This is a genomic window from Streptococcus sp. 1004_SSPC (assembly GCF_001069025.1).
Lineage (GTDB): Bacteria > Bacillota > Bacilli > Lactobacillales > Streptococcaceae > Streptococcus > Streptococcus vestibularis.
Map to the genome: position 1 here is coordinate 40277 of NZ_JWGQ01000049.1, position 21470 is coordinate 61746.

Annotated in this window: 21 protein-coding genes and 1 pseudogene; 6 read left to right on the forward strand and 16 right to left on the reverse strand. The window is 39.8% G+C overall.

Translation table 11 applies throughout. From position 1 onward, the window contains the following. Window positions 1-60 precede the first annotated feature (60 nt). Window positions 61-1431: a tRNA uridine-5-carboxymethylaminomethyl(34) synthesis GTPase MnmE gene (gene mnmE, locus ADF62_RS04000; RefSeq protein WP_048788148.1), complete on the forward strand. Its 1371-nt coding sequence runs from the start codon at window positions 61-63 to the stop codon at window positions 1429-1431. Between the two features lie 139 nt (window positions 1432-1570). Beyond that, window positions 1571-2512 (forward strand): AraC family transcriptional regulator, encoded by a 942-nt coding sequence (locus tag ADF62_RS04005; protein ID WP_082162582.1) that lies wholly within the window; start codon window positions 1571-1573, stop codon window positions 2510-2512. Window positions 2513-2548: 36 nt separating this feature from the next. Here the strand turns inward: ADF62_RS04005 and ADF62_RS09935 are convergent. The 7 genes and pseudogenes from ADF62_RS09935 to ADF62_RS04040 form a co-directional block, all read right to left on the reverse strand. After that, a pseudogene (locus tag ADF62_RS09935) lies at window positions 2549-3196 on the reverse strand (5'-nucleotidase C-terminal domain-containing protein); the annotation flags it as partial. Window positions 3197-3471: 275 nt separating this feature from the next. Then, a complete protein-coding gene (pyrE, locus tag ADF62_RS04015; protein WP_003092477.1) occupies window positions 3472-4101 on the reverse strand; it encodes an orotate phosphoribosyltransferase in 630 nt (209 codons plus the stop codon). A gap of 87 nt (window positions 4102-4188) precedes the next feature. Continuing rightward, window positions 4189-4884 (reverse strand): orotidine-5'-phosphate decarboxylase, encoded by a 696-nt coding sequence (gene pyrF, locus ADF62_RS04020; protein ID WP_003093014.1) that lies wholly within the window; start codon window positions 4882-4884, stop codon window positions 4189-4191. A gap of 236 nt (window positions 4885-5120) precedes the next feature. Beyond that, window positions 5121-6077, reverse strand: a complete 957-nt coding sequence (locus ADF62_RS04025) for a dihydroorotate dehydrogenase (protein ID WP_048788150.1) — start codon at window positions 6075-6077, stop codon at window positions 5121-5123. Between the two features lie 9 nt (window positions 6078-6086). Further along, window positions 6087-6860, reverse strand: a complete 774-nt coding sequence (locus ADF62_RS04030) for a dihydroorotate dehydrogenase electron transfer subunit (RefSeq protein WP_048788151.1) — start codon at window positions 6858-6860, stop codon at window positions 6087-6089. 267 nt (window positions 6861-7127) lie between these two features. Continuing rightward, complete coding sequence (locus ADF62_RS04035) at window positions 7128-7676, reverse strand: DJ-1 family glyoxalase III (protein ID WP_048788152.1); 549 nt, start codon at window positions 7674-7676, stop codon at window positions 7128-7130. A gap of 132 nt (window positions 7677-7808) precedes the next feature. Then, complete coding sequence (locus ADF62_RS04040) at window positions 7809-8609, reverse strand: TraX family protein (RefSeq protein WP_048788153.1); 801 nt, start codon at window positions 8607-8609, stop codon at window positions 7809-7811. 475 nt (window positions 8610-9084) lie between these two features. Between ADF62_RS04040 and ADF62_RS04045 the strand changes: the two genes are divergently transcribed. Then, on the forward strand, window positions 9085-10743 hold the full coding sequence (locus ADF62_RS04045; protein ID WP_003098402.1) for an Rqc2 family fibronectin-binding protein: 1659 nt from the start codon (window positions 9085-9087) through the stop codon (window positions 10741-10743). Window positions 10744-10867: 124 nt separating this feature from the next. Here ADF62_RS04045 and ADF62_RS11390 read toward each other — a convergent pair whose 3' ends face one another. Beyond that, the gene (locus ADF62_RS11390; protein ID WP_003097197.1) at window positions 10868-11326 is read right to left on the reverse strand and encodes a hypothetical protein; all 459 of its coding nucleotides are present in this window, start codon (window positions 11324-11326) and stop codon (window positions 10868-10870) included. 104 nt (window positions 11327-11430) lie between these two features. On the opposite strand from ADF62_RS11390, the gene ADF62_RS04055 reads away from it, so the two are divergent. Then, window positions 11431-11694: a hypothetical protein gene (locus ADF62_RS04055; protein ID WP_003097198.1), complete on the forward strand. Its 264-nt coding sequence runs from the start codon at window positions 11431-11433 to the stop codon at window positions 11692-11694. Between the two features lie 50 nt (window positions 11695-11744). Beyond that, window positions 11745-13097 carry an MATE family efflux transporter gene (locus ADF62_RS04060; protein WP_048788154.1) on the forward strand — a complete coding sequence of 451 codons (1353 nt, stop codon included), beginning with the start codon at window positions 11745-11747 and terminating at the stop codon, window positions 13095-13097. Between the two features lie 141 nt (window positions 13098-13238). On the opposite strand, the gene ADF62_RS11655 is transcribed toward ADF62_RS04060, so the two are convergent. Next, window positions 13239-13373: a hypothetical protein gene (locus tag ADF62_RS11655; protein WP_275043069.1), complete on the reverse strand. Its 135-nt coding sequence runs from the start codon at window positions 13371-13373 to the stop codon at window positions 13239-13241. A 393-nt stretch (window positions 13374-13766) separates the two neighbouring features. On the opposite strand from ADF62_RS11655, the gene ADF62_RS04070 reads away from it, so the two are divergent. Then, window positions 13767-14402: an HAD-IA family hydrolase gene (locus ADF62_RS04070; RefSeq protein WP_003097201.1), complete on the forward strand. Its 636-nt coding sequence runs from the start codon at window positions 13767-13769 to the stop codon at window positions 14400-14402. A 59-nt stretch (window positions 14403-14461) separates the two neighbouring features. Here ADF62_RS04070 and ADF62_RS04075 read toward each other — a convergent pair whose 3' ends face one another. The 7 genes from ADF62_RS04075 to spxB form a co-directional block, all read right to left on the reverse strand. Then, entirely contained in the window at window positions 14462-15226 is a 765-nt protein-coding gene (locus ADF62_RS04075; protein WP_003097202.1) for a nucleoside phosphorylase, read from the reverse strand. A 201-nt stretch (window positions 15227-15427) separates the two neighbouring features. Continuing rightward, the gene (locus ADF62_RS04080) at window positions 15428-16051 is read right to left on the reverse strand and encodes a TetR/AcrR family transcriptional regulator (RefSeq protein ID WP_003092576.1); all 624 of its coding nucleotides are present in this window, start codon (window positions 16049-16051) and stop codon (window positions 15428-15430) included. Window positions 16052-16074: 23 nt separating this feature from the next. Next, window positions 16075-17157 carry an ABC transporter permease gene (locus tag ADF62_RS04085; protein WP_003097204.1) on the reverse strand — a complete coding sequence of 361 codons (1083 nt, stop codon included), beginning with the start codon at window positions 17155-17157 and terminating at the stop codon, window positions 16075-16077. A 1-nt stretch (window position 17158) separates the two neighbouring features. After that, complete coding sequence (locus tag ADF62_RS04090) at window positions 17159-17875, reverse strand: ABC transporter ATP-binding protein (RefSeq protein WP_048788155.1); 717 nt, start codon at window positions 17873-17875, stop codon at window positions 17159-17161. Between the two features lie 191 nt (window positions 17876-18066). Continuing rightward, window positions 18067-18234: a hypothetical protein gene (locus tag ADF62_RS11395; protein WP_003092967.1), complete on the reverse strand. Its 168-nt coding sequence runs from the start codon at window positions 18232-18234 to the stop codon at window positions 18067-18069. A gap of 39 nt (window positions 18235-18273) precedes the next feature. Continuing rightward, window positions 18274-18795 (reverse strand): hypothetical protein, encoded by a 522-nt coding sequence (locus ADF62_RS11400; RefSeq protein ID WP_048788156.1) that lies wholly within the window; start codon window positions 18793-18795, stop codon window positions 18274-18276. 482 nt (window positions 18796-19277) lie between these two features. Beyond that, window positions 19278-21053 (reverse strand): pyruvate oxidase, encoded by a 1776-nt coding sequence (gene spxB, locus ADF62_RS04110; RefSeq protein WP_048788158.1) that lies wholly within the window; start codon window positions 21051-21053, stop codon window positions 19278-19280. Between the last annotated feature and the right edge of the window lie 417 nt (window positions 21054-21470).

A 21470-nucleotide genomic window follows, 5' to 3' on the forward strand; every position in this document is an offset into this window, starting at 1 on the left:
GCGTTACAATGAAATTAAATCATTTTAAAACTGATACAGAAAAAATCCAAAGGAATAATTATGTCAATTACTAAAGAATTTGATACGATTACTGCAATTTCAACGCCTTTAGGTGAAGGTGCTATTGGTATTGTTCGCTTATCTGGAACCGATGCTGTTGCTATTGCTAATAAGGTTTTCAAAGGAAAAAATTTAGAAACGGTCGCTTCACATACTATCAATTACGGTCATATCGTGGAAAATGATGAAACCATTGATGAAGTCATGGTCAGTGTGATGCGTGCACCAAAGACCTTTACACGCGAGGATGTCGTGGAAATCAACACACATGGTGGTGTCGCTGTTACTAATGAAATCCTTCAACTCCTAATTCGTTCTGGAGCTCGTATGGCTGAACCAGGGGAATTTACCAAACGTGCCTTCTTGAATGGTCGTGTGGACTTGACCCAGGCCGAAGCTGTCATGGATTTGATTCGTGCTAAAACTGATAAGGCTATGGCCGTTGCCGTTTCCCAACTTGATGGTTCGCTCAAGGATCTCATTAACAACACTCGCCAAGAAATCCTTAACACTTTGGCTCAAGTCGAGGTGAATATTGATTACCCAGAGTATGATGATGTTGAAGAAGTTACTACAGCTCTTGTACGTGAAAAGACTCAAGATTTTCAAGCACTTCTAGAAAATCTTCTTGCTACTGCCAAACGAGGGAAAATCCTACGAGAAGGTCTTTCGACAGCAATCATAGGCCGTCCTAATGTCGGAAAATCTAGTCTTCTCAACAATCTCCTACGTGAAGAGAAAGCTATCGTTACTGATATTGAAGGGACTACCCGTGATGTTATTGAAGAATACGTTAATATTAAGGGTGTTCCTCTTAAGTTAATTGATACCGCTGGTATTCGTGACACAGATGATGTGGTCGAAAAAATTGGTGTTGAGCGTTCTAAGAAAGCTCTTGAAGAGGCTGACCTGGTTCTTCTTGTCCTTAATAGCTCCGAACCGCTAACTGAGCAAGACCGTACATTACTCGAAATTAGCAAAAATAGCAATCGTATCATTCTCCTAAATAAAACTGACCTTCCACAAGCAATCCAAATGGAAGAGCTTCCTGAAGATGTCATTCCGATTTCAGTCCTCAAGAATGAAAACATTGACAAAATCGAAGATCGCATCAACCAACTCTTCTTTGATAATGCTGGCTTAGTGGAAAAAGATGCTACTTATCTCTCAAATGCACGACATATTTCACTCATTGAAAGGGCGCTTGAAAGTCTTGAAGCCGTCAATCAAGGACTTGAATTAGGTATGCCTGTTGACCTATTACAAGTTGATATGACTCGCACATGGGAAATTCTTGGCGAAATTACCGGTGACGCCGCACCGGATGAACTCATTACGCAACTCTTTAGTCAGTTCTGCCTAGGGAAATAAACATAACTAAATTTATGTAAAAAGATGTTGCATCATCTTTTTACTTTACATACCTTAAATACAGAAATAAAATTATGTAAAAAATATATCTATATCATAAGACGATTAACTCATGCTTTTTAAGAAATAAAATGCTATCATGGTACTATCCTATGATTTTGAAAGGTTTACCATGAGTCAAGCAGCTACTGATACTGATTTTAAACATTTGATAGATTTTGACGATAATCTGCTTCCGTTTCGACTGACGGAAATCAAGGTTGAAAATGGACGTCCTGATATCCTTTTTCATTGGCATCCTGAGCTTGAGATTCAGTACGTTTATGAGGGGACAGCTCGCTATCATATTGATTATGACTATTTTGACAGTCAGGCTGGAGATATTTTTTTGATAGGTCCTAATGAGCTTCATTCGATTCATCCCATAGATAATCAGTCTCATCATACTGACACCCTTCATTTTCATTTGGATATGTTGGGACAGTCTCTGGTGGATCTGCTTAGTCTCCGATATCTTCAGCCCTTACAGAATTCCAATTTTAAGTTTAAACAATGTCTAAGACCATCAGACGAGGGTTATACGGAAATAAAAGCACTTCTTTTCGAGATTTTTAAGATGATTCGTCAGAAAGATCGTCACTATGAACTTCTTCTCAAGTCAAAGTTGGAAGAATTAATCTACCTCCTCTACTTCTATCGTTTGGTAAAGCGAAAAACTTCTGATGATCATTATCGAAAAAATGATAAAATTCGTGAAATCATTGATTACATCAATCAACATTATGCTGAAAATCTCACGATTGAAAAGTTGTCAGAGCTCATGGGATATAGTAAGACACACTTTATGACGATTTTTAAACAACATACTGGCACCTCTTGTACCGAATTTATCATTCAAGCAAGACTACATGCTGCTTGTGAGGAGCTCCGCAATAGCGTAAAACCAGTTTTGGAAATTGCTACTAATGTTGGTTTTAATAATTTATCCAATTTCAACCGTCAATTTAAACACTATTACGACCAAACACCAAGTCAGTATCGAAAAACACATAGCAACAACAATAAAACAAAAAAGAGTTAGCCAAATGGTTAACTCTAATTTTTATCTGCAAACTTCTTAGTATTTCTCTTTAGCTTTGTGTTTTCCGCTAATTCCAAAGAGAGTTAACAACATACCAAGTCCGAGGAGCCCAGCGTGTGAGGCCTTATCACCTGTTGTAGGAAGTTCTTCGGTTTAGCCTAAAGTTTCAGTAACCTTTTCAATTTCCTTAAGAGTTTCGTTTGAAGTTGAAACGAAGAAGGCTTTACCGGTAGGTGTTGTTACTACTTTAGATACTACTGGTTTAGTTTTTTCTAACACTTTAGAAGCTACAGTTCGATCAATAGTATTTAATGGATTAACCCTTGTATCTTCCGCATTCTCTTTCTTATTTAAAACAGCAAAATCGGCACTTGAAATAGAAATTGTACGTGAATTAGGATTAATTACTGCGTATTTCGTAAGATCTGCATGAGTCAAGTAATCAGCAAAGGCTGTATCGAGTGAAGGAGCCTCTTCACGTGGACCACCAAGCATTGTGAAGCCATCGCCACCAGCAGCCAAGAAGTCATTCGTTACAAGGTAGTAAGTTTCATTAGTGTTGAGCGGTTTATAGACACCAGTTTCTTGATCCAAAATGTCAATTGATAAGATACGTTTTTCAGCTGGAAAAGTTGTGTCATAATATACGCGAGCTCCAGCGACTTGAAGGAAACCAGCTGAAGGTCTTTCTGAAAAGTCTCTAGTTTCTGCTTCTTTCAATGCTTTCTCGTAGCATTGACTGACGATAGCATTGATTTTGGGATTCCTCCTCTCTGCTTCACGAATGGTAGCCTACACTAGTTCTCGGGGACTGACCATCTTATTTTGCACAGCTTCATCCATTGCCGTTGCATCTAACTGCTCATTAATTGTCCTCATATACTCTCCCTGCTTATCTTTTCCTAAATTATACTAAAAAAAGCGAAACGCCTAAAACGTTCCACCTTAAATCATGATAACTAGTCTTGCCAAGTTTCTTGGTTTTCTTTGAATTTCCTCAAGAGTTGAAGTCCGTCTGCTGTAATGTAACCTTGAACTTTAGCAACCTTAATCAACTCAGTGTAGTTTGAAAGAGTGACCAATTTCACACCGGCATCCGCAAAGTTTTTCTCAGCTTTTGGCAATTCGTAAGTAAAGATAGCCACAACACCGATGACATCAGCCCCTTCACGCTCTGCAGCTGCTACAGCATCAAGTACTGAACCGCCAGTTGAAATCAAGTCTTCAACAACAACCATTTTTTCGCCTTTAACCACACGACCTTCGATTTGGTTACCAGCACCGTGATCTTTTGGTTTGCTACGGATGTAGGCAAATGGAAGGTTCATCTTGTCAGCTATAATCGCACCGTGAGGAATACCCGCAGTTGCAGTACCTGCAATTACTTCTACTTCGGGAAATTCTTCCTTAATTTTTTCCACAAAACCATTTTCAATAAGTGTACGAGTTTCTGGATAAGACAAAGTAATACGGTTGTCTGTGTAGATTGGCGATTTGATTCCTGATGCCCATGTAAATGGTTCTTCAGGTTTAAGGTAAACAGCCTTGATATCGAGCAAGTCAGATGCGATTTGTGATGCTAATGTCATAATTATTATCCTCCGTAAAGCGTTTTCTACTCTTTATTATAACCTAATTCCATCTATTTTCCTATGAAATAAGGTCTTTTTGAAAATTTATTGACCGTTCCATTGGGCCTTGATGTCGTGATAAGCTGCTACTGGATCGGCAGCTTGTGTAATTGGACGACCAACGACAATGTAATCTGAACCAATTTGATGGGCATCGGCAGGTGTCATGACACGTTTTTGGTCACCAACTGCTGCTCCTGATGGACGAATACCAGGTGTCAAACAAACGAAATCTTCATTTGTTGCTTCTTTGATTTTTGCTACTTCGTGTGCTGAGCAAACAACACCATTAAGACCCGCTTCAGCAGTCTTCTTAGCATAATGAACCACTGATTCTTGAAGTGTGGTTTGGATATTTTGAAAATCACGCATCTGCTCTTCAGAGGTAGAGGTCAACTGTGTTACAGCAATCAAGATTGGACCATATCCCAAGCCTTCACGCGCAGCCTTCATCATTTCCACACCACCAGCCGCATGCACATTAGTCATATCAACGCCAAGGTTAGACAAGACACGCATGGCTGATTTCACAGTATTTGGAATATCGTGAAGCTTAAGGTCAAGGAAAACACTATGGCCAAGATCTTTAACATAGCGAACAATCTCTGGACCAGCTGCATAGTAAAGCTCCATACCAATCTTCACATAAAGCTTTTCATCAGCAGGAAACTTAGCAAGGAATGCCTTCACATCCTCAAAAGTCGGGAAATCAAGGGCAATAACAGGACGATTTTCTCTCATTTCTTATATCCTTTCACACAAAAAAACCTCCGCCAGTCAGCGAAGGTTGCACGAAAATAGGGCAGTCCCTACCCCTTAGTAATGCCGTAGCATCTCAGCACACCTTTCTCGCCTCTCTGGACTCGATTAAAGGTTCAGTTTAATTTGTTCTATTATAGCGCTTTTATAATGGAATGTCAAAGGGGGATGAAAGTAATTATAGCTTTGTTAAATTCCTTAAAAATGCTATTTTTATTCTATTTCTTCAACAAGTCTGTTCGAACTTCCTCACGCAAGTCCTCAAGAGTTGTGATGCCGTACTTGTCCATAACCTCAGGGAGTCGGTCAATGATTTTAGGGCAGGCATATGGATCTGCGAAGTTGGCTGTTCCGACACCGATGGCTGAGGCACCAGCAATAAACATTTCGATAGCCGCTTCGGCACTGTCAACACCCCCCATACCGATAATTGGAAGGTCTGAAGCTAGAGCAACTTGGCGGATAAGTTTAAGGGCTACTGGAAAGACAGCTGGGCCTGACATACCACCTTGGCCATTGGCAATGATAGGTTTGCGAGTCGCCAAGTCATAGCGTGTTCCGACCAAGGTGTTAATCATGGTGAAACCTGTCGCACCGGCATCTTCGACTGCCTTGGCAACACTTGTGATGTCAGCCACGCTTGGTGTCAGTTTGACATAGACGGGCACATCAGAATGAGAAACACTGGCTTTTACGGCTGCATAGGCAAGTTCTGGGACTTGTCCGATGAGAAGGCCGTTGTTGCCATGATCCACGTTTGGACAGGAGATGTTGAGCTCAATTGCCTTGACGTTACTAGCTTTGGAAATCTTGTGAGAGACTTCCGCATATTCTTCGTTAGAAAATCCAGCCACATTCGCAATGATTGGCAACTCAGGATAATGTTCCTGTAACCATGGGAGTTTTTCAAACAAGACAGCATCAACACCAGGGTTTTGCAAGCCAATGGCATTAAGCATGCCTGATGGTGTCTCAGCCACACGTGGTGTCGGGTTCCCAAAGCGTGGGTTGGCGGTCGTTGCCTTGATCATGATCGATCCTAGTTTATCCAAATCGTAATACTTGGCATACTCTTGACCAAAGCCAAAGCAACCAGAAGCTGGGATAATAGGATTCTTCAAATCGAGTCCTGGAAGGCGAATAGCTAAACGATTTTCTGATTTAATTTCTGACATAGTAACCTCCTAGACGATGACTTTTCCGGTAGGGAAGACTGGTCCCTCTTCACAAACACGAAGATTTTTGGCGTCCGACTCTCCTTTAACGTGAACCACACAGGCATAGCAAGCACCCATACCACAAGCCATGCGAGCTTCCATAGAAACATAGGCATGAGGATGATTTTCAAACTTGCTATCGACATATTTAAGCATGCCTGGAGCTCCGCAACTGTAAACGGCATCTGGAGTCCAGTCGAAACCATCAATAACTGTCGAAACGTAACCCTTGATACCGTATGAACCGTCATCAGTGGTCACATAAACATCACCACAAGCTCTGAGCTTGTCCTCCAAGATGACGGCATCCTTATTGGCAAAACCAATGACTGATACAACTTCCACTCCCTTAGTCTTCAACTGCTTAGCCGTCTCAACCAAAGGTGGCACACCAATACCTCCACCAACTAGGAGAGCTTTCTGCCCAGCCTCAATAACAGAAATATCAAAACCATTACCCTGAGGGCCCATGGTATCAATGGTTTGTCCAGCTACCATCTTAGACAGAATAGCTGTTCCCTCACGCTCCACACGATAGACAATAGTTGCCTCTTTCTTGTCGTAGTCAATCTCTGAAATGGAAATCGGACGACGAAGGAGCTTGCTTGGGTCTGGCACCTTGAGGTGGACGAACTGACCAACATGCATATCTGCAACCATCTCTCCCTTAAGCACCATCTCAAAAATACGAGGTGCAATCTCACGCTGACTCACAATGGTTAAATCTTCAACTAATATCATGACAACCCTTTCTAAACTGCAAAATATCATCAAAAAAACCTCGCCACATGGCAAGGTCGCACAAAAAATCACAGGAGAACCCTGCTGTTTCAATCTGTCCGACCTTTTAAGCCTCTCTGGACTCATTTAAAGGTTATTTGTGATTATTATAACCATTTTCAAGCGAGATGTCAAAGCAGAAAAGAAAAAACCAAAGCTCTTAAAACTAAGCTAAGGTCTCTCTAGCCTATAACTAGGCCATCTGTTTGATACATGTCTATTATCATCTTATTGAAACAATCTGTCGTAGACCATAGTATGAGCCAACTGCTGACCATCACCGCCCAATAGATCAACCAAGGCATATGCAAATGCCAATGCTGTTCCGGCACCACGGCTTGTGACAATATTGCCATCAACGACCACCAAATCAGTTTGATGGTCGCCAGATGCAATTTGTTCTTCAACACCAGGGAAACATGTGAATTTGCGACCTTCAAGAAGACCAGCACGTTCGAGAACAATTGGTGCCGCACAAATGGCAGCAACGTATTTTCCAGCTTTTGCAGCCTCTTGAAGAGAGGCAATCAAAGTTTCGTTGTCGCGTAGATTAGTTGATCCAGGCATACCTCCAGGAAGGACAACCAAATCATAATCCGCAAAATTGCCATCAAATACGCCATCCATGGCAACTTGAATCCCATGTGAGCCAGTTACTGACGCACTTTCAAGTCCAAGCATGCTACAGTCAAATCCTGCTCGGCGGAAGACATCCACTGGGCTCAAAGCTTCGATTTCTTCAAATCCTTCCGCAAATACTACTGCTACTTTTGTCATGATATACCTCCAATTTAGTTATCACAAGATTCTATTACGCCTTAAATTATAGCAGTTTTAGAAGCAGGAAACAAACCATAAAAATAGATTTTGAGCACGAAAAAAGACAGCACAAGGACTGCCTTTGTCATTTTATCTAAACAAACTTGCTAAGATCCACAAGAGATAAATATGGGCTGGGTAGAAAATATAAAAGAAATTCTTGTTACCACTACCGCGCTCACCATTATAGAAATACATAGGAATCGCAGCAAAGACCATCATCCACTGCACACCTGTCGGATCAAAGAGATGGGCAATCACTGAAATAACAGCTAAGACGATGATTTGAGCGATGCGATTGGTACGGAAAATATAGAATAGCAAACCAAGAATAACCATGACAAAGCCACCCTCAACCATGATAATACTTGGCACAAGTGACAAGATAAAGGCAATAATTTGTACAACAAGTGGGTTTGCATGTGGTGTTTCAAATATACCTCCAAGGACTACAACTGGAATAGATGAAAGAATCGGCAAGAGAAAGACACCAATCCCTTGAATCAACTCCTTGTATGATTTATCGCGAAGCCCCTTAGCCAACAAATCCCAAGAACAAATAAAAATCCCAGTGATAAAGAAGGTTGAAAAAGCATTGTTCATCAAACCAAGATTACCATTATGAAAGACACTACTAATAATGGTGTTACCAATAGTCATGAACCAGCTCATGTAAAGCAAACGTCTGAGAAAAGCCATACGGTCGTGAGTATAATGGAAACTATCTGCGGCTAGAAAGAGAAAAATAGGAAAAACCAAACGTCCCAACATCGTCAACCATATAGGTGCCCCCATACTCCCGAACATCTGATAGATTTGGTCCAAAAACATAAGTGCAACAGCTAGGTATTTCAAATTAGTCGCATTACATAGCTTTTTAATATCATTCATTTTAATGCTCCTTTAATTTTCAGCATATTAAATGATACCATAACTAGAACATAAATTCAAAAAAATATATGAAGAATTTTGATATGATTTTTAGCTGTTTATGTCATACAATTTTTCAAGATAATTTATACTAGATTAAAATAATAAGTTTAGATTCTCGCCCCCAAGCATTTCTAGAGGCTTTATGCTATAATGGTTAAGCAACATTTACGTTTATAACGTATTCAAATTGTTTAAAAATATCTAACCAAGCTAATAAGCTCTCCAAATTTTTGAAATAACTTTTTGGGCGAGCAGAGCGAGCAATTAACCGAGACTTTACGCCGTGTTAAAAGCGCCTGAAACTAAAAGGTTTCAGGCGCTCGGAACTTTTACAAAGTTCCTTGACGTCCGCCAACACCTAAGGAAAGTCTCACAAAGTATTTTATTTTTAAAATAAAACAACCATTATCTCTAACAAGAAAGGAAGTACATCATGTCTTTTGACGGCTTTTTTCTTCATCATATGACAGCTGAGTTGCGTGAGCAGGTGCTCTACGGGCGTATCCAGAAGGTTAATCAGCCTTTTGAGCGTGAGTTGGTCCTGACCATTCGTAACAATCGTCAGAATTACAAGCTTCTGCTTTCGGCTCACCCTGTTTTTGGGCGTATTCAGACGACCAAGGCAGAGTTGCCAAATCCGCAAAATCCAAACACCTATACCATGATTATGCGTAAATACCTTCAGGGAGCAGTTATCGAGGATATTCAACAGCTTGAAAATGACCGTGTTCTTGAAATTTCAGTCTCTAACAAAAACGAAATCGGTGATAGCGTTAAGGTTACTCTGGTCATGGAAATCATGGGGAAACACTCCAACATTATCCTGATTGACAAAAACGAGAGCAAAATCATCGAGTCTATCAAGCACGTTGGTTTCTCACAAAATAGTTACCGTACTATTCTGCCTGGGTCTACCTATATCGCTCCTCCTAAGACAGACGCCAAGAATCCATTTGACATTGCAGACGAAAAGCTCTTTGAAATCCTACAAACCGAGGATTTGTCCTCTAGAAACCTTCAAAAACTTTTCCAAGGTTTGGGGCGCAACACGGCCAATGAATTATCAGCTTTACTTGATACTGATAAATTCAAGAATTTCCGTGCCTTCTTCAATCGTGAAATAGAGCCAAACTTAACGGCTAAGGCATTCTCAGCTGTAAGATTCTCAGATAGTCAGGACCAACCTGAGTTTGAAACCTTGTCAGCCCTATTGGACTACTACTATTTGGACAAGGCAGCGCGTGACCGTGTGACTCAACAGGCTAGTGATTTGATCCATCGTGTGCAAAATGAACTGGAAAAAAATAAGAAGAAACTTGTTAAACAAGAAAAAGAGCTTGCGGCGACTGAAAATGCCGAGGAGTTCCGTCAAAAAGGGGAACTGTTGACCACCTACCTCAGCATGGTGCCAAATGACAAGGATAGTGTCGAGCTAGACAACTACTACACTGGCGAAAAGATTACCATTCCTCTAAATGTGGCTCTAACACCTAACCAAAATGCTCAGCGTTACTTCAAGAAATACCAGAAGCTCAAGGAGGCTGTTAAGCACTTGACTGGTTTGATTGAGGAAACCAAGCAGACTATTGACTATTTGGAGAGTGTTGAGTTTAGTCTTTCTCAAGCCAACATGGATGAAATCGAGGATATTCGTGAAGAGCTTGTTCAGGCTGGCTTTATGAAACGTCGTTCAACTGACAAACGCCACAAACGCAAGAAACCTGAACAGTATCTAGCTTCTGATGGTAAGACCATTATCATGGTTGGTCGTAACAACCTACAAAATGAGGAGTTGACCTTCAAGATGGCTAAAAAGGGGGAGCTCTGGTTCCACGCCAAGGATATCCCAGGTAGTCACGTAGTTATCAAGGGCAATCTTAACCCAACTGACGAAGTCAAAACAGATGCGGCTGAATTGGCAGCCTACTACTCTAAGGCCCGTCTGTCAAACTTGGTTCAAGTCGATATGATTGATGTTAAGAAGCTCAACAAACCAACAGCAGGTAAGCCTGGATTTGTGACTTATACGGGACAAAAGACCCTACGCGTCACACCAACTGAAGAAAAAATTGACAGTATGCGGATGAAGTAAATCTAACCTTCCACCAACCATTATGTAATGCCTAGTGGTTGTAAATGCTAGTTTAACTGTAATAAAAAAGGAACTTAGTAGGTTCCTTTTTTATTACAGTGGTAATTTATTTTATATTTATTTTTCAATACATATTCTTGTGATAATCTTGAATATTTTTTGTAAACTTAAAATTTTTGTAAAATCCAATCACACTACCTATTGTAAAACACAGAAAAATAAATGAAATCACCCATACTATTGATTCTGAAGAAGCATCATTAGTTAATGGAACAGTAATTAAATACACAAGAAGTGCTATTGGCAAAAATGATGAAGTAACAGAAGCATTTTTGATACGTTTGTTGTCTTCAATACTGTTAATATCTACAAACCAGCTTACAGGAAGAAATCGCATCCAATATTTAAACTTTTGAGCTTCAGACTGGCTAACTTTTTCTGAGAACAAGTTTGTTATAACTTTATAATAAGGTAATGCTACTAAGTATGTAAGTTTTACAAAGAGCACAGAAAAGACTGTTAGTAGACTTATAATCCACATGATATAACTAAAATCATCATTGAATCTTGAATTTTTTGACATTTTATTTCCTCATTCTATTTTTTAGATAAAATATTTGCAAACGTATTTATTGTTGTCATCTTATTATATGCCATCTGACGCTGCATCTCTTTTTTGTGACCTATATGCAAGTCTATCTCCTAGTCCTATATCTTGGTGGTGCGTTCTACTATGCTTTCACTTATAAACGAATGGAAGATGGAGCGACACTGGGCCTCTATGCCTTCCTCTATCTCTTCGGTGGCATCCTCTTTCACCTCATATCAGAGACTAAGAGCCAGTACACCCTACCTTATATTTACTTACAGATTCCAATGATCGCGGCAGGCTACAACCATATGACACAAACACTTAGCCGCTATCTAAAAAATATGCAAAAGTCATCCTAGGATGGCTTTTTAACATTGTTTCACAATTACAATCTTGCTATAATAAGTCTATGAAAAATGCGTCAGTTGATCTTTTACGAGGCCCAATTTTGCGGTCTCTTTTAATCTTTGCTCTACCAATTCTGATATCCAATATTTTCCAGCAACTCTACAATACTGCCGATGTCATGATTGTGGGTCGTTTTCTAGGGCCAGATGCCTTGGCTGCTGTAGGAGCTTCTTCTGCTATTTTTGATTTGGTTATCGGCTTTGCTCTTGGCGTTGGAAATGGTATGGGAGTTGTTATCGCACGTTATTATGGTGCGCAAGACTATAGAAAACTTCGTCAGTCTGTCGCGGCCACAGTTGTCATCGGTCTGGGCTTAAGTGCCCTGGTTATGATTCTAGGACATTTCGGGCTCTATCCTTTGCTAAGATTTTTAGGGACGCCTACTTCTATCATTGGGCAGTCCTACCAGTATATTTCAATGATTGTCTCCTGTGTTGGGGTTACTTTGGGTTATAATCTGTGTGCAGGGCTGCTTAGAGCGGTCGGTGATAGCCTTACAGCCCTTTATTTCCTTATTTTTTCAGCCTTAGTTAATATCATTTTAGACCTTTTCTTTATTACACAGCTCCATCTGGGCGTCCAATCAGCAGGCTTGGCGACTATAATCTCACAGGGGCTTTCTGCTATCCTCTGTCTTTACTATATTAAGAAAAGAGTGACCTTTCTCCTACCACATAAGTCTGGCTGTGTTCTTGATTCAAGCCTTTATCTGGACCTTTTGGGACAAGGGATGGCTATGGGGCTCATGAATTCTATTGTTTCTATTGGAACTGTGACCTTACAGTACGCCATTAATGGCTTCGGCTCTCTCATCATTAGCGCTCAGGTGTCAGCGAGACGAATTATGTCCTTTGCGGTTCTACCATTGACCTCCCTTGCTGCTGGGGTGACAACCTTCACCTCGCAGAATTTCGGAGCCCAACAGTTTAAACGCATTGTCGCTGGGTTAAAGCAATCCTGTCTTGTTTCTATAACTTGGTCTGTCATTGCTTGTGCCCTCCTCTATGTAGCAAGCCCCTTCTTGGCTGGTCTTATCTCTGGTTCAGATAATGCTGTGATTATTGACAATGCCAGTCTCTACCTCCGTATCAGTTCTCTCTTTTATCCTATTTTGGGAATACTCTTCATCTTTAGAAATAGCCTCCAGGGGCTAGGTAAAAAGCTCACACCTTTAACCTCTAGCTTTATTGAGCTTTTTGGTAAAATTCTCTTTGTTGTTTTCGTCATTCCTTATATGGGCTACCTTGGCGTTATCCTATGTGAACCTTTGATTTGGATTCCTATGACTATTCAGCTCTATTTTTCTTTGAGAAAACATATCAGACGCTTGTTTGTCAGCAAGCCCCCTTTTTGAACAGCTTTAAGGTTACTCCAGATAGGTGAGTTTTTAAGTTTGTTATCTAGGAGTTACTGAGAATCAGCTTGAACAATCAAGAGATCAGGGGTAATATCTTTTAGTTAATCTAGATCTATAACTTGGAACATATCATCTGGATTATAAGGTTTCGGCACGATTGAACTTATAAGTATCATACAGGTAACCAAAATGCCCGTAAGCATAGTATGGGAGAGGTTTCATGATAGTCCCAATTTTCATCGGTGTTGATATAATAGCCAACAGTTGGTGCAATCTCAGACAAATCCTCATAAAGATCTTCTCGCTCGCCTGTCATAAGAATTAAATCAGGTTTTAACTCAGCAATCTTATCCAAATCTGGATTTCCCTGCTAACCAACTAAAATAACTTTTTTATCCTTGTATTGTTTCTCAAAGAGGGTTGAAAAGTCTTGACTATCAGCTTGACCAGTTGTCGCACCTATGGGAGTGGTGATATCCAATGGGTCTAAAATTTCACCATAGAGGTCGTCGAGGATAACGATACGTTTGGGAGCTTTTTTTCAACTCCGCCCTATCAAAATCATGCACAATCGTCTTCTCTTTGAAAATCTGACTTGTATTGTTTGACTTTGCATTTTGTCCTATCATGATATAATAAATAAACAACATTGTATTGGAGAATCATATGATATTTACACACATTTTCTTCGACCTTGATGGTACCCTTATAGATAGTTCTGAGGGCATCCACAATGGTTTTGTCCAAACCTTTGAAAGACTGGGCCTACCTGTTCCAAGCAATAAAAAAATTCGCACCTTTATGGGACCACCTCTAGAAGTCACATTCAGAGAAGAAATAAGCGAAGAAAGTGCTGCCCAAGCTGTTCAACTTTATCGTGACTATTATGAGAACAAAGGACAGTTTGAAGCTCATCTCTACGACGGTATAAAAGAAGTACTCGAGAAGCTGAGTCAAGATCCAAATAAGAAAATCTATATCACAACTTCCAAAAATGAGCCTACTGCTCGCAAAATGTGCAAATACCTTGGCATCACTGAGTTTTTTGACGACATCTATGGGGCCACACCTGCTACTTTCAACAAGGCTGACGTCTTGCAGCGTGCTATTACTGAAAATAATGCGAACAAAGACCATTCTGTCATTGTTGGCGACACCAAGTATGACATGATTGGAGGAAAAACCTTTGGTATCAAGACCTTGGCTGTTACTTGGGGATTCGGGACAAACGAAACCCTTTTGGAAGAAAATCCTGATTTTGTAGCTGATACTTCCCAAGAACTCTGGAATATTTTGAAATAACAATTGATACATAAAAAGAGCATGACTATACCATCATGCTCTTTTCTATCAAATCAAAATTACATCTGAACAATGATATCTAAGCAGATCTCTAAGGCCTTATCAAAAGCCTCTGAGCCCCAATTTCGTTGATTGTAATTGTCTATATCTGCTAGGGAATCAGCAGTAAACAGAAGCAAGCCCCAAATAGCTCCTCGAAGTTGAGCAACTGCTGCAAGAGATGCACACTCCATCTCTACAACACTACACCCCTCTTCAATCCGATAAGCAACTTTATCAGGTGTTTCTCTATAAAAGCCGTCTGTCGACCAGGTCATGACCTCTTCATAGGGGATTTTCTTTTGCTTTAAAGTTCTCTCAATGGCTCCAAGAGCTTGTGTATTCATGTCTATATAGCGAGAAGGCGCAACATAGTGGTAACTTGCACCTTCATCTCGCAATGCTCTCGTCGGAATCAAAAAGATATTCTCTGGCATGTCTACCAAGACACCACAAGTTCCAGTTGATATGATTTGCTTGACGCCATAACCAATCAACCAGTCCATAAATTGAGCTGCTGCAGCTGATCCTACTGGAGCTTGAGCCAAGCATATTTCCTCCCCATTGTAAGTCATAACATAAACAGGATAGATTTTGGTCGCAGAGACAAACTCACCAACTTTTTCAGCTCCAACAGAAGTCGCATAACGTTCTATTTCTTCCTCTAAAAAGGCGTAGACGCACCTAGCCGGCAAGTTCAAGTCTAAATCCTCATGTGTCGGCATAATCACAGCCTGAGGATTGTCATCAAACTCTAAAATTGGGATTTCATGTTTATGTATCATCTGTTGCCTCCTAAGTTTTAAGAATTATTATATCAAAAAATAATCACTGTAATATGATTTCATAGGAACTACTTCCCAAGAATCACAAAGAAAAACCAATTAAACAATGTACATAACTGAAAAGAAAGGACATAAATCTGCTTTAGTCAGAAACATGTCCTTTTTGTGTTTTATTTTAAGAAATATGATTTCAGTCGGCGTTTATTTCCACAAACCACCTAAAATCTGTTTTTCCAACAAATTTAAGTCTTCTTCTCTTATGTCACTATTGTCGCTAACGATATAGAGTTGGGCAAAGTAGGCCAATAAGGGACCTATACAAATACGAACCATTTGAGGAACCGTGATTTCAGGATTCACTCGTGAATCTGCTATCAATTCCTTGTGGAGTACTAATAATTTATCCTGAAGAGTATTCCAAATATAAAGTTGTTCTTTTCTCAGTTTCTTATTTGAAAAAATTTCCTGAAAAATAATTTTCATCAAAGCGCGATTCTTTTTGAGATAGGCCATACGATTTTGAACCAGATAATGCACCTTTTCTTCAGTCGTTTCTAAGGCTAAAAGTTCTTCAAAAAAACGACCGAAAAGTCCTGGAACAACAGGGTGCAAAATAGCTGTTAATAAATCTTCTTTAGTCTTGAAATACTTGAAGAGCGTTGCTTGGCTAAGTCCCGCATGTTTAGCAATTTGTAAGGTGGAGGTCCCATTGTAACTCTTAGTAGAAATCAAATCGACCGCCGCCTGCATGATTTTTTTCTTTCCCTTGGGATAGTCTGCACCCTTTAGATAAGCTTCAAACGACTCAAAAACACTCTCACTCATTTTCATCCTCGTATATTTATATTTTATACTTTACGGTAACGACGCAAGCCGACAATATTGAGAACTGTCAAAGCGACAAGGAAGACTAGTAGAACACCAATATTTGGTAAAATATCTCCAAGTCCACGTCCGTAAAGAATAATCTGACTCATCGCATCACCTGAGTAGGTCAAAGGCAAGAATTTTCCTAGTGTTTTTGCCCAGTCTCCCATTGAATCAAGTGAAATGATTCCTGAGAAAAAGAGTTGCGGCATAATCACAAGAGGAATAAATTGCATCATCTGAAATTCTGATTTTGCCAAGGTAGACAAGAGAATTCCGAAGGCTAGTGCCACCAGAGCCAGTACCACATTAACTATTATAACATTTAACAGGCTTCCGACAACTTCAATGTTCAACAACCAGATGGCTGCTAGAACGACTACTCCTGTCTGCAGTATGGCAATAAGGCCGTAAGACAACATATAGCCATAAACAATTTCCGAACGTTTGACTGGGGTTGCCAACAAACGATCTAGGGTTCCGCTAGTACGTTCTTTCAAGAGTGCCATCCCTGAAATCAAAAAGACAAAGAAGAAAACGACGAACCCAATCAAAACAGGAATCATTTTAGCAAAGAAGCCGGTGTCCTCGTTACCATATTCATAAGATTCCTTAATTTCAGGAGATTTTACCTTTAGTTGTAATTGTGGAAGGGATTGCTTCACACGGGCTAATAATTGATTGGTGTCTTCACTGGCAATACTGGTGCGTAATACTTGTCGGGTCACCGAAGTTTTAGAGGCATCTGTATTGGCATAGGCTACATGATATTCACCATCCTTATAAGAGATAACTGCATCTACTTTTTCATCGTTTAAAGCCTCTTTAGCTTGAACCAAGTCTTTGTAGTTTTTAACACTGACATGTGCTAAGTCATCCATCCTACTTACCAAACTACTTGGCACATCTTGTGTCGCTAGCTTAACAGTCACCGTTGTACTAGCCGAAAACATGAGGTTCATCAGCCACATAATAAAGACTGGTGCCACAAACATTAGGGCCAGTGTCCGTTTGTCACGTAGCAATTCTTTGATGACTTTTTTTGCAATGGCAATTGTTCTCATTTCATTCTCCTTCTGCTTTCAAAAAGACTTCTTCAATACTTGAAACACCATAAGATTCTTTTAGCTTGGATGGTGTATCAAAGGCAATGATTTTTCCACCTAATAGTAGTCCGACCTTATCTGTCAACTCTGCTTCATCCATGACATGGGTTGTAACCAAGATTCCTACACCATTGTCTCTGAGCGCCATCAACTCTTTCCAAATTTTCTTTCGAAGAGAAGGGTCAATCCCAACTGTCGGTTCGTCCAAAATCAAAAGTTGCGGATTTCCTAAAAGTGCAATCGCCAGCGACAAACGTCGTTTCATCCCTCCGGAATAACCAGACACAGCCTTATTTAAGTGATCTGTTAGATCTACCACCTGAGACACATGGGTAATTTCAAATGACAAGTCTTTCTTAGAAAGTCCCTTGAGCTGGCCAAAAAATTCCAAATTTTCTAGGCCTGACAAAGCTTCATATAGAGCATCTGACTGGGCCATATAGCCAATATCTCCCAGAATATGACGATTGGGCATGGTCTGGTCCAATACTAAAGCGATACCGCTATCTGCCTTTTCCATCCCTAACATGGTTTTAATCATGGTTGATTTACCAGCACCAGAAGGACCGATTAGACCAATGATTTCCCCAGACTGTAATTCAAATCCAGCATGGTCTAACACCATTTTATGACCAAAAGATTTTTCTAAATCTTGTAAATGTAGCAATGTTTTCATTTGCATCCTCCTAGATAAGTGTTTACTCACTTTTTAAATACAAGGTTATTATAGTGAGTGTTCACTCACTTGTCAAGTGATGATTTGAATTTTTTTTAAATAAAAACACTGGATGATAGCATCCAATGTTTATGACAAAAACTTCTGATGTTAAGAATCTATTCACTATACTCTGAAATGATCTCTCCTATTCACTTTTTAAAGGCTCGTGAGAAGGAAGAATCTTGATTCTCATCCTTGGTATTGGAATATAAGAAATTATATTTACCATTCGGAAGATCACTAGCATCTAACTTTTTAGCCGCATCTTTCATATCTTGTTCTTTGACTGATTCATTATCATAAATAAAAATAGTCATATAAACCAACTCTTGATCAATCAAGGTTTGGTATGGAATTTAATAGTTACCGGCAAAGTCCTTCTTACCTGCTTTGAGATTGTCTGAGGTTAAGGTATCCAGATTTTTCTCCTTTTCATCATGACTGAAGTTAGATAGAAAACTAAATGAACTAATAGGAAGACCGATTTTTTGTTTCTTCAATTGTTTTTCAATTTTCTTCTCAACTTTTTGGACAGATTTTTGATTCAAAAACGATTCTTTATATTCTGAAACATTGCCATAAGAGTCACTTGACCCTTCTTCATGAATAGCCGTATTTTGCTCTAATACTACTTTCTGGTCATCGTAAGTTTTCTCAGAATAGGTATAAGTCACGTGGTAAGTTGGTATTTCTAAGGCTGTCCAATACAATTTAGTAATAGTAACCTTACCATGCAGACCTACTTTATTACAGTTCTCAACAATAACCCCTATGACCTTGTTGTAATCACTAGTCTTCATTTTTCTGAAACCAGTCAAAAACAAGGCTAAAAATAGTATGAGAAACGAAAGTAAACATTGATTGATTTTCTTTTTCATTGCTCTACCTCCTATAATCTAAAGAAAACAAACGCAAGGCAAGCAACTGGTAAAATCCATTTTTTGAAAATATGAAGAACATTACTAAGCCAGTGTAAACGATTACATTTTTTATCTTTATTTTCCCATTCTTTGAAATAAAGATAAGATGAAATTGGATTGGTTCTCTCCCTTCTTTTCTCAGTCCACCCAACCTCCGTACTCACCTAAGGAAAGTTTCAAAGAAGATTTTGTCTTTAATAAAAAAGACCGGATTACTCCAATCTTTTCACTTTTCTCTCTAAGAAAATCAAAGAATAAACAAGTCGGAACCAAGTTTGATGGCAAATCCTTGCTCATCAAACTACGAAAAATCCTTTGGGACTTTTTCTAGGCTCTGCACTAGATTCCATCATTGAAAATTAAGGTTTCAATGATGGAATCGTCGGCAGTAACCTAATAAAGAAGTCTACAAATTTATCTTTGATTTTCGACGAGAGGAATTATTTGATTGCGCGTGATTGCAATCCTTCTTCTTCCAAGAAGAGGCGGAATGGGACGAGTTCTTCTGCTTCGTATTTTTCCTTAAATGCTTTGATGGCTTCTTCTGAGTGTTGTTTTGGATCCAACTCAAGTACTTCAACTGGAAGGGGACGGTGTTGCGTGATGCGGGCATCAATGACAACAGTCTTACCTTCTTTGTTCAATTTAACAGCTTCTGCAACGACTGCATCGATATCTTCGATACGGTTTACAGTGAACCCAACAGCACCTTGCGCTTCAGCAATTTTAGCATAGTCAGCATTAGGGAAGTCACAACCAAACAAGTGTTTGTTTGTGTCTTCGTATTTGTCCTTGATGAAGGCATATTTACCATTTGAGAAGACAACGTTGATAACTGGAAGGTCGTATTGAACGTTTGTGATAACATCTGGGTAGCACATGTTGAATGCACCGTCACCCATGATGTTCCATACTTGGCGATCTGGATTGTCTTTCTTAGCAGCGATACCACCAGGAAGGGCAATACCCATTGTCGCAAAGAGTGGAGATGTACGCCACATGTTCTTAGGTGTCATGTGAAGGTGACGAGTAGATGTTTGAGTAGTGTCACCTACGTCGATTGAGTAGATAGCGTCTTGATCAGCATGTTTGTTGATTGCATTGTAAACTTGATACAATTGCAATTCACCCTCAGTTTTACCTTCGAGTTTGTTCATGTAATCACGCCAGTTTTGGTTGTTCTTCACGTTTGCACGCCACCATGGAGTAGACTCAACTGGGTTTACTTTATCAAGGATAGCTTTGGCTGCTTGACCTGCATCACCAAGGATTGAAGCGTCAAGGGCATGACGTTTCCCAAGTTTGTAAGGGTCGATATCCACTTGGATGAATTTTTCAGTGTTCTTGAAGGCTTCATAAACTTCAGCAAATGGGAAGTTTGAACCAAGGAAAAGAACAGTGTCTGCTTCAAAGACTACTTCGTTCGCTGGTTTCCAACCAACACGGTATGCAGAACCTGTCAACCCTTCATAGTTCCATTCGAAAGCTTCAAAGTTTTTACCAGTTGTGATGATTGGTGCTTTGATTTTACGAGACAATTCAGTGATGACATCACCAGCACCAACTCCACCGAAACCAGCATAGATCACTGGGCGTTCCGCATTATTCAAGATTTCAACAGCTTTGTTGATCTCCGCTTCGTTCAAAGCAGGAGCGATGAAGCGGCGTTCGTAAGAACCTGATCCATAGTATGAGTTTTCGTCGATTTCTTGGAAACCAAAGTTTACTGGAATTTCAACAACAGCTGGACCTTTTTTAGAAACGGCAGCACGGCAAGCTTCATCAATCACTTTTGGCAATTGTTCTGCGTAAGCTACACGTTTGTTGTATACAGCGATACCATTGTACATTGGGTTTTGGTTCAATTCTTGGAAGGCATCCAAGTTCAACTCGTTAACTGGACGTGATCCAAGAATCGCAAGGAATGGAGTGTTATCCATCGCTGCATCGTAAACACCATTGATCAAGTGAGTCGCACCAGGTCCACCTGAACCAACTGCAACCCCGATAGAGCCGCCAAATTTAGCTTGCATAACTGCTGCAAGAGCACCTGTTTCTTCGTGGCGAACTTGCAAGAAACGGATATCTTTGTCTTCAGCCAAAGCGTCCATCAATGAGCTAAGTGTTCCTGATGGGATCCCATAGATCGTGTCTACGCCCCATGTTTTCAATACGTTCAACATTGCTGCAGATGCAGTAATTTTCCCTTGAGTCATTCTAACTCTCCTTTATTTCTAATTTGATCCTGAAAAATGAAGCACAGCGCTTCTACTTCATCTTTGTGATCAAAGCTCGTCTTGAAAATGAATTTATTCTGACCATTCTCATGAAAACGTTTTACAAAACGATTATAGAACTAATTTAACACAAAGAGATTCACATGTATAAGGATCTGCTCAGAGATGCTCAATCCCTATTACATAACAGATGCTGAATTTGAGAAATTTTCACAAACTATCTTATAATAGGATATTTTATTATAAAATATATGCTTCTGTTTTCCCTTGTGGCTGTAAGAAAAGACAAAAAAGTGGTACAGAATCTTAAATGAATTCTGTACTACTTTTTTTGTTATGTGACTTTAAGTCCGTTTCGCTCCGAAGGTGCGAAACAGATAAACCACCCGCTATGCG

Coding starts and splice junctions, on each gene's coding strand:
- mnmE (WP_048788148.1), top strand. CDS start 61: ATGTCAATTACTAAAGAATTTGATACGATTACTGCAATTTCAACGCCT.
- ADF62_RS04005 (WP_082162582.1), top strand. CDS start 1,571: ATGGTACTATCCTATGATTTTGAAAGGTTTACCATGAGTCAAGCAGCT.
- pyrE (WP_003092477.1), bottom strand. CDS start 4,101: ATGACATTAGCATCACAAATCGCATCTGACTTGCTCGATATCAAGGCT.
- pyrF (WP_003093014.1), bottom strand. CDS start 4,884: ATGAGAGAAAATCGTCCTGTTATTGCCCTTGATTTCCCGACTTTTGAG.
- ADF62_RS04025 (WP_048788150.1), bottom strand. CDS start 6,077: ATGTCAGAAATTAAATCAGAAAATCGTTTAGCTATTCGCCTTCCAGGA.
- ADF62_RS04030 (WP_048788151.1), bottom strand. CDS start 6,860: ATGATATTAGTTGAAGATTTAACCATTGTGAGTCAGCGTGAGATTGCA.
- ADF62_RS04035 (WP_048788152.1), bottom strand. CDS start 7,676: ATGACAAAAGTAGCAGTAGTATTTGCGGAAGGATTTGAAGAAATCGAA.
- ADF62_RS04040 (WP_048788153.1), bottom strand. CDS start 8,609: ATGAATGATATTAAAAAGCTATGTAATGCGACTAATTTGAAATACCTA.
- ADF62_RS04045 (WP_003098402.1), top strand. CDS start 9,085: ATGTCTTTTGACGGCTTTTTTCTTCATCATATGACAGCTGAGTTGCGT.
- ADF62_RS11390 (WP_003097197.1), bottom strand. CDS start 11,326: ATGTCAAAAAATTCAAGATTCAATGATGATTTTAGTTATATCATGTGG.
- ADF62_RS04055 (WP_003097198.1), top strand. CDS start 11,431: ATGCAAGTCTATCTCCTAGTCCTATATCTTGGTGGTGCGTTCTACTAT.
- ADF62_RS04060 (WP_048788154.1), top strand. CDS start 11,745: ATGAAAAATGCGTCAGTTGATCTTTTACGAGGCCCAATTTTGCGGTCT.
- ADF62_RS04070 (WP_003097201.1), top strand. CDS start 13,767: ATGATATTTACACACATTTTCTTCGACCTTGATGGTACCCTTATAGAT.
- ADF62_RS04075 (WP_003097202.1), bottom strand. CDS start 15,226: ATGATACATAAACATGAAATCCCAATTTTAGAGTTTGATGACAATCCT.
- ADF62_RS04080 (WP_003092576.1), bottom strand. CDS start 16,051: ATGAGTGAGAGTGTTTTTGAGTCGTTTGAAGCTTATCTAAAGGGTGCA.
- ADF62_RS04085 (WP_003097204.1), bottom strand. CDS start 17,157: ATGAGAACAATTGCCATTGCAAAAAAAGTCATCAAAGAATTGCTACGT.
- ADF62_RS04090 (WP_048788155.1), bottom strand. CDS start 17,875: ATGAAAACATTGCTACATTTACAAGATTTAGAAAAATCTTTTGGTCAT.
- ADF62_RS11395 (WP_003092967.1), bottom strand. CDS start 18,234: ATGACTATTTTTATTTATGATAATGAATCAGTCAAAGAACAAGATATG.
- ADF62_RS11400 (WP_048788156.1), bottom strand. CDS start 18,795: ATGAAAAAGAAAATCAATCAATGTTTACTTTCGTTTCTCATACTATTT.
- spxB (WP_048788158.1), bottom strand. CDS start 21,053: ATGACTCAAGGGAAAATTACTGCATCTGCAGCAATGTTGAACGTATTG.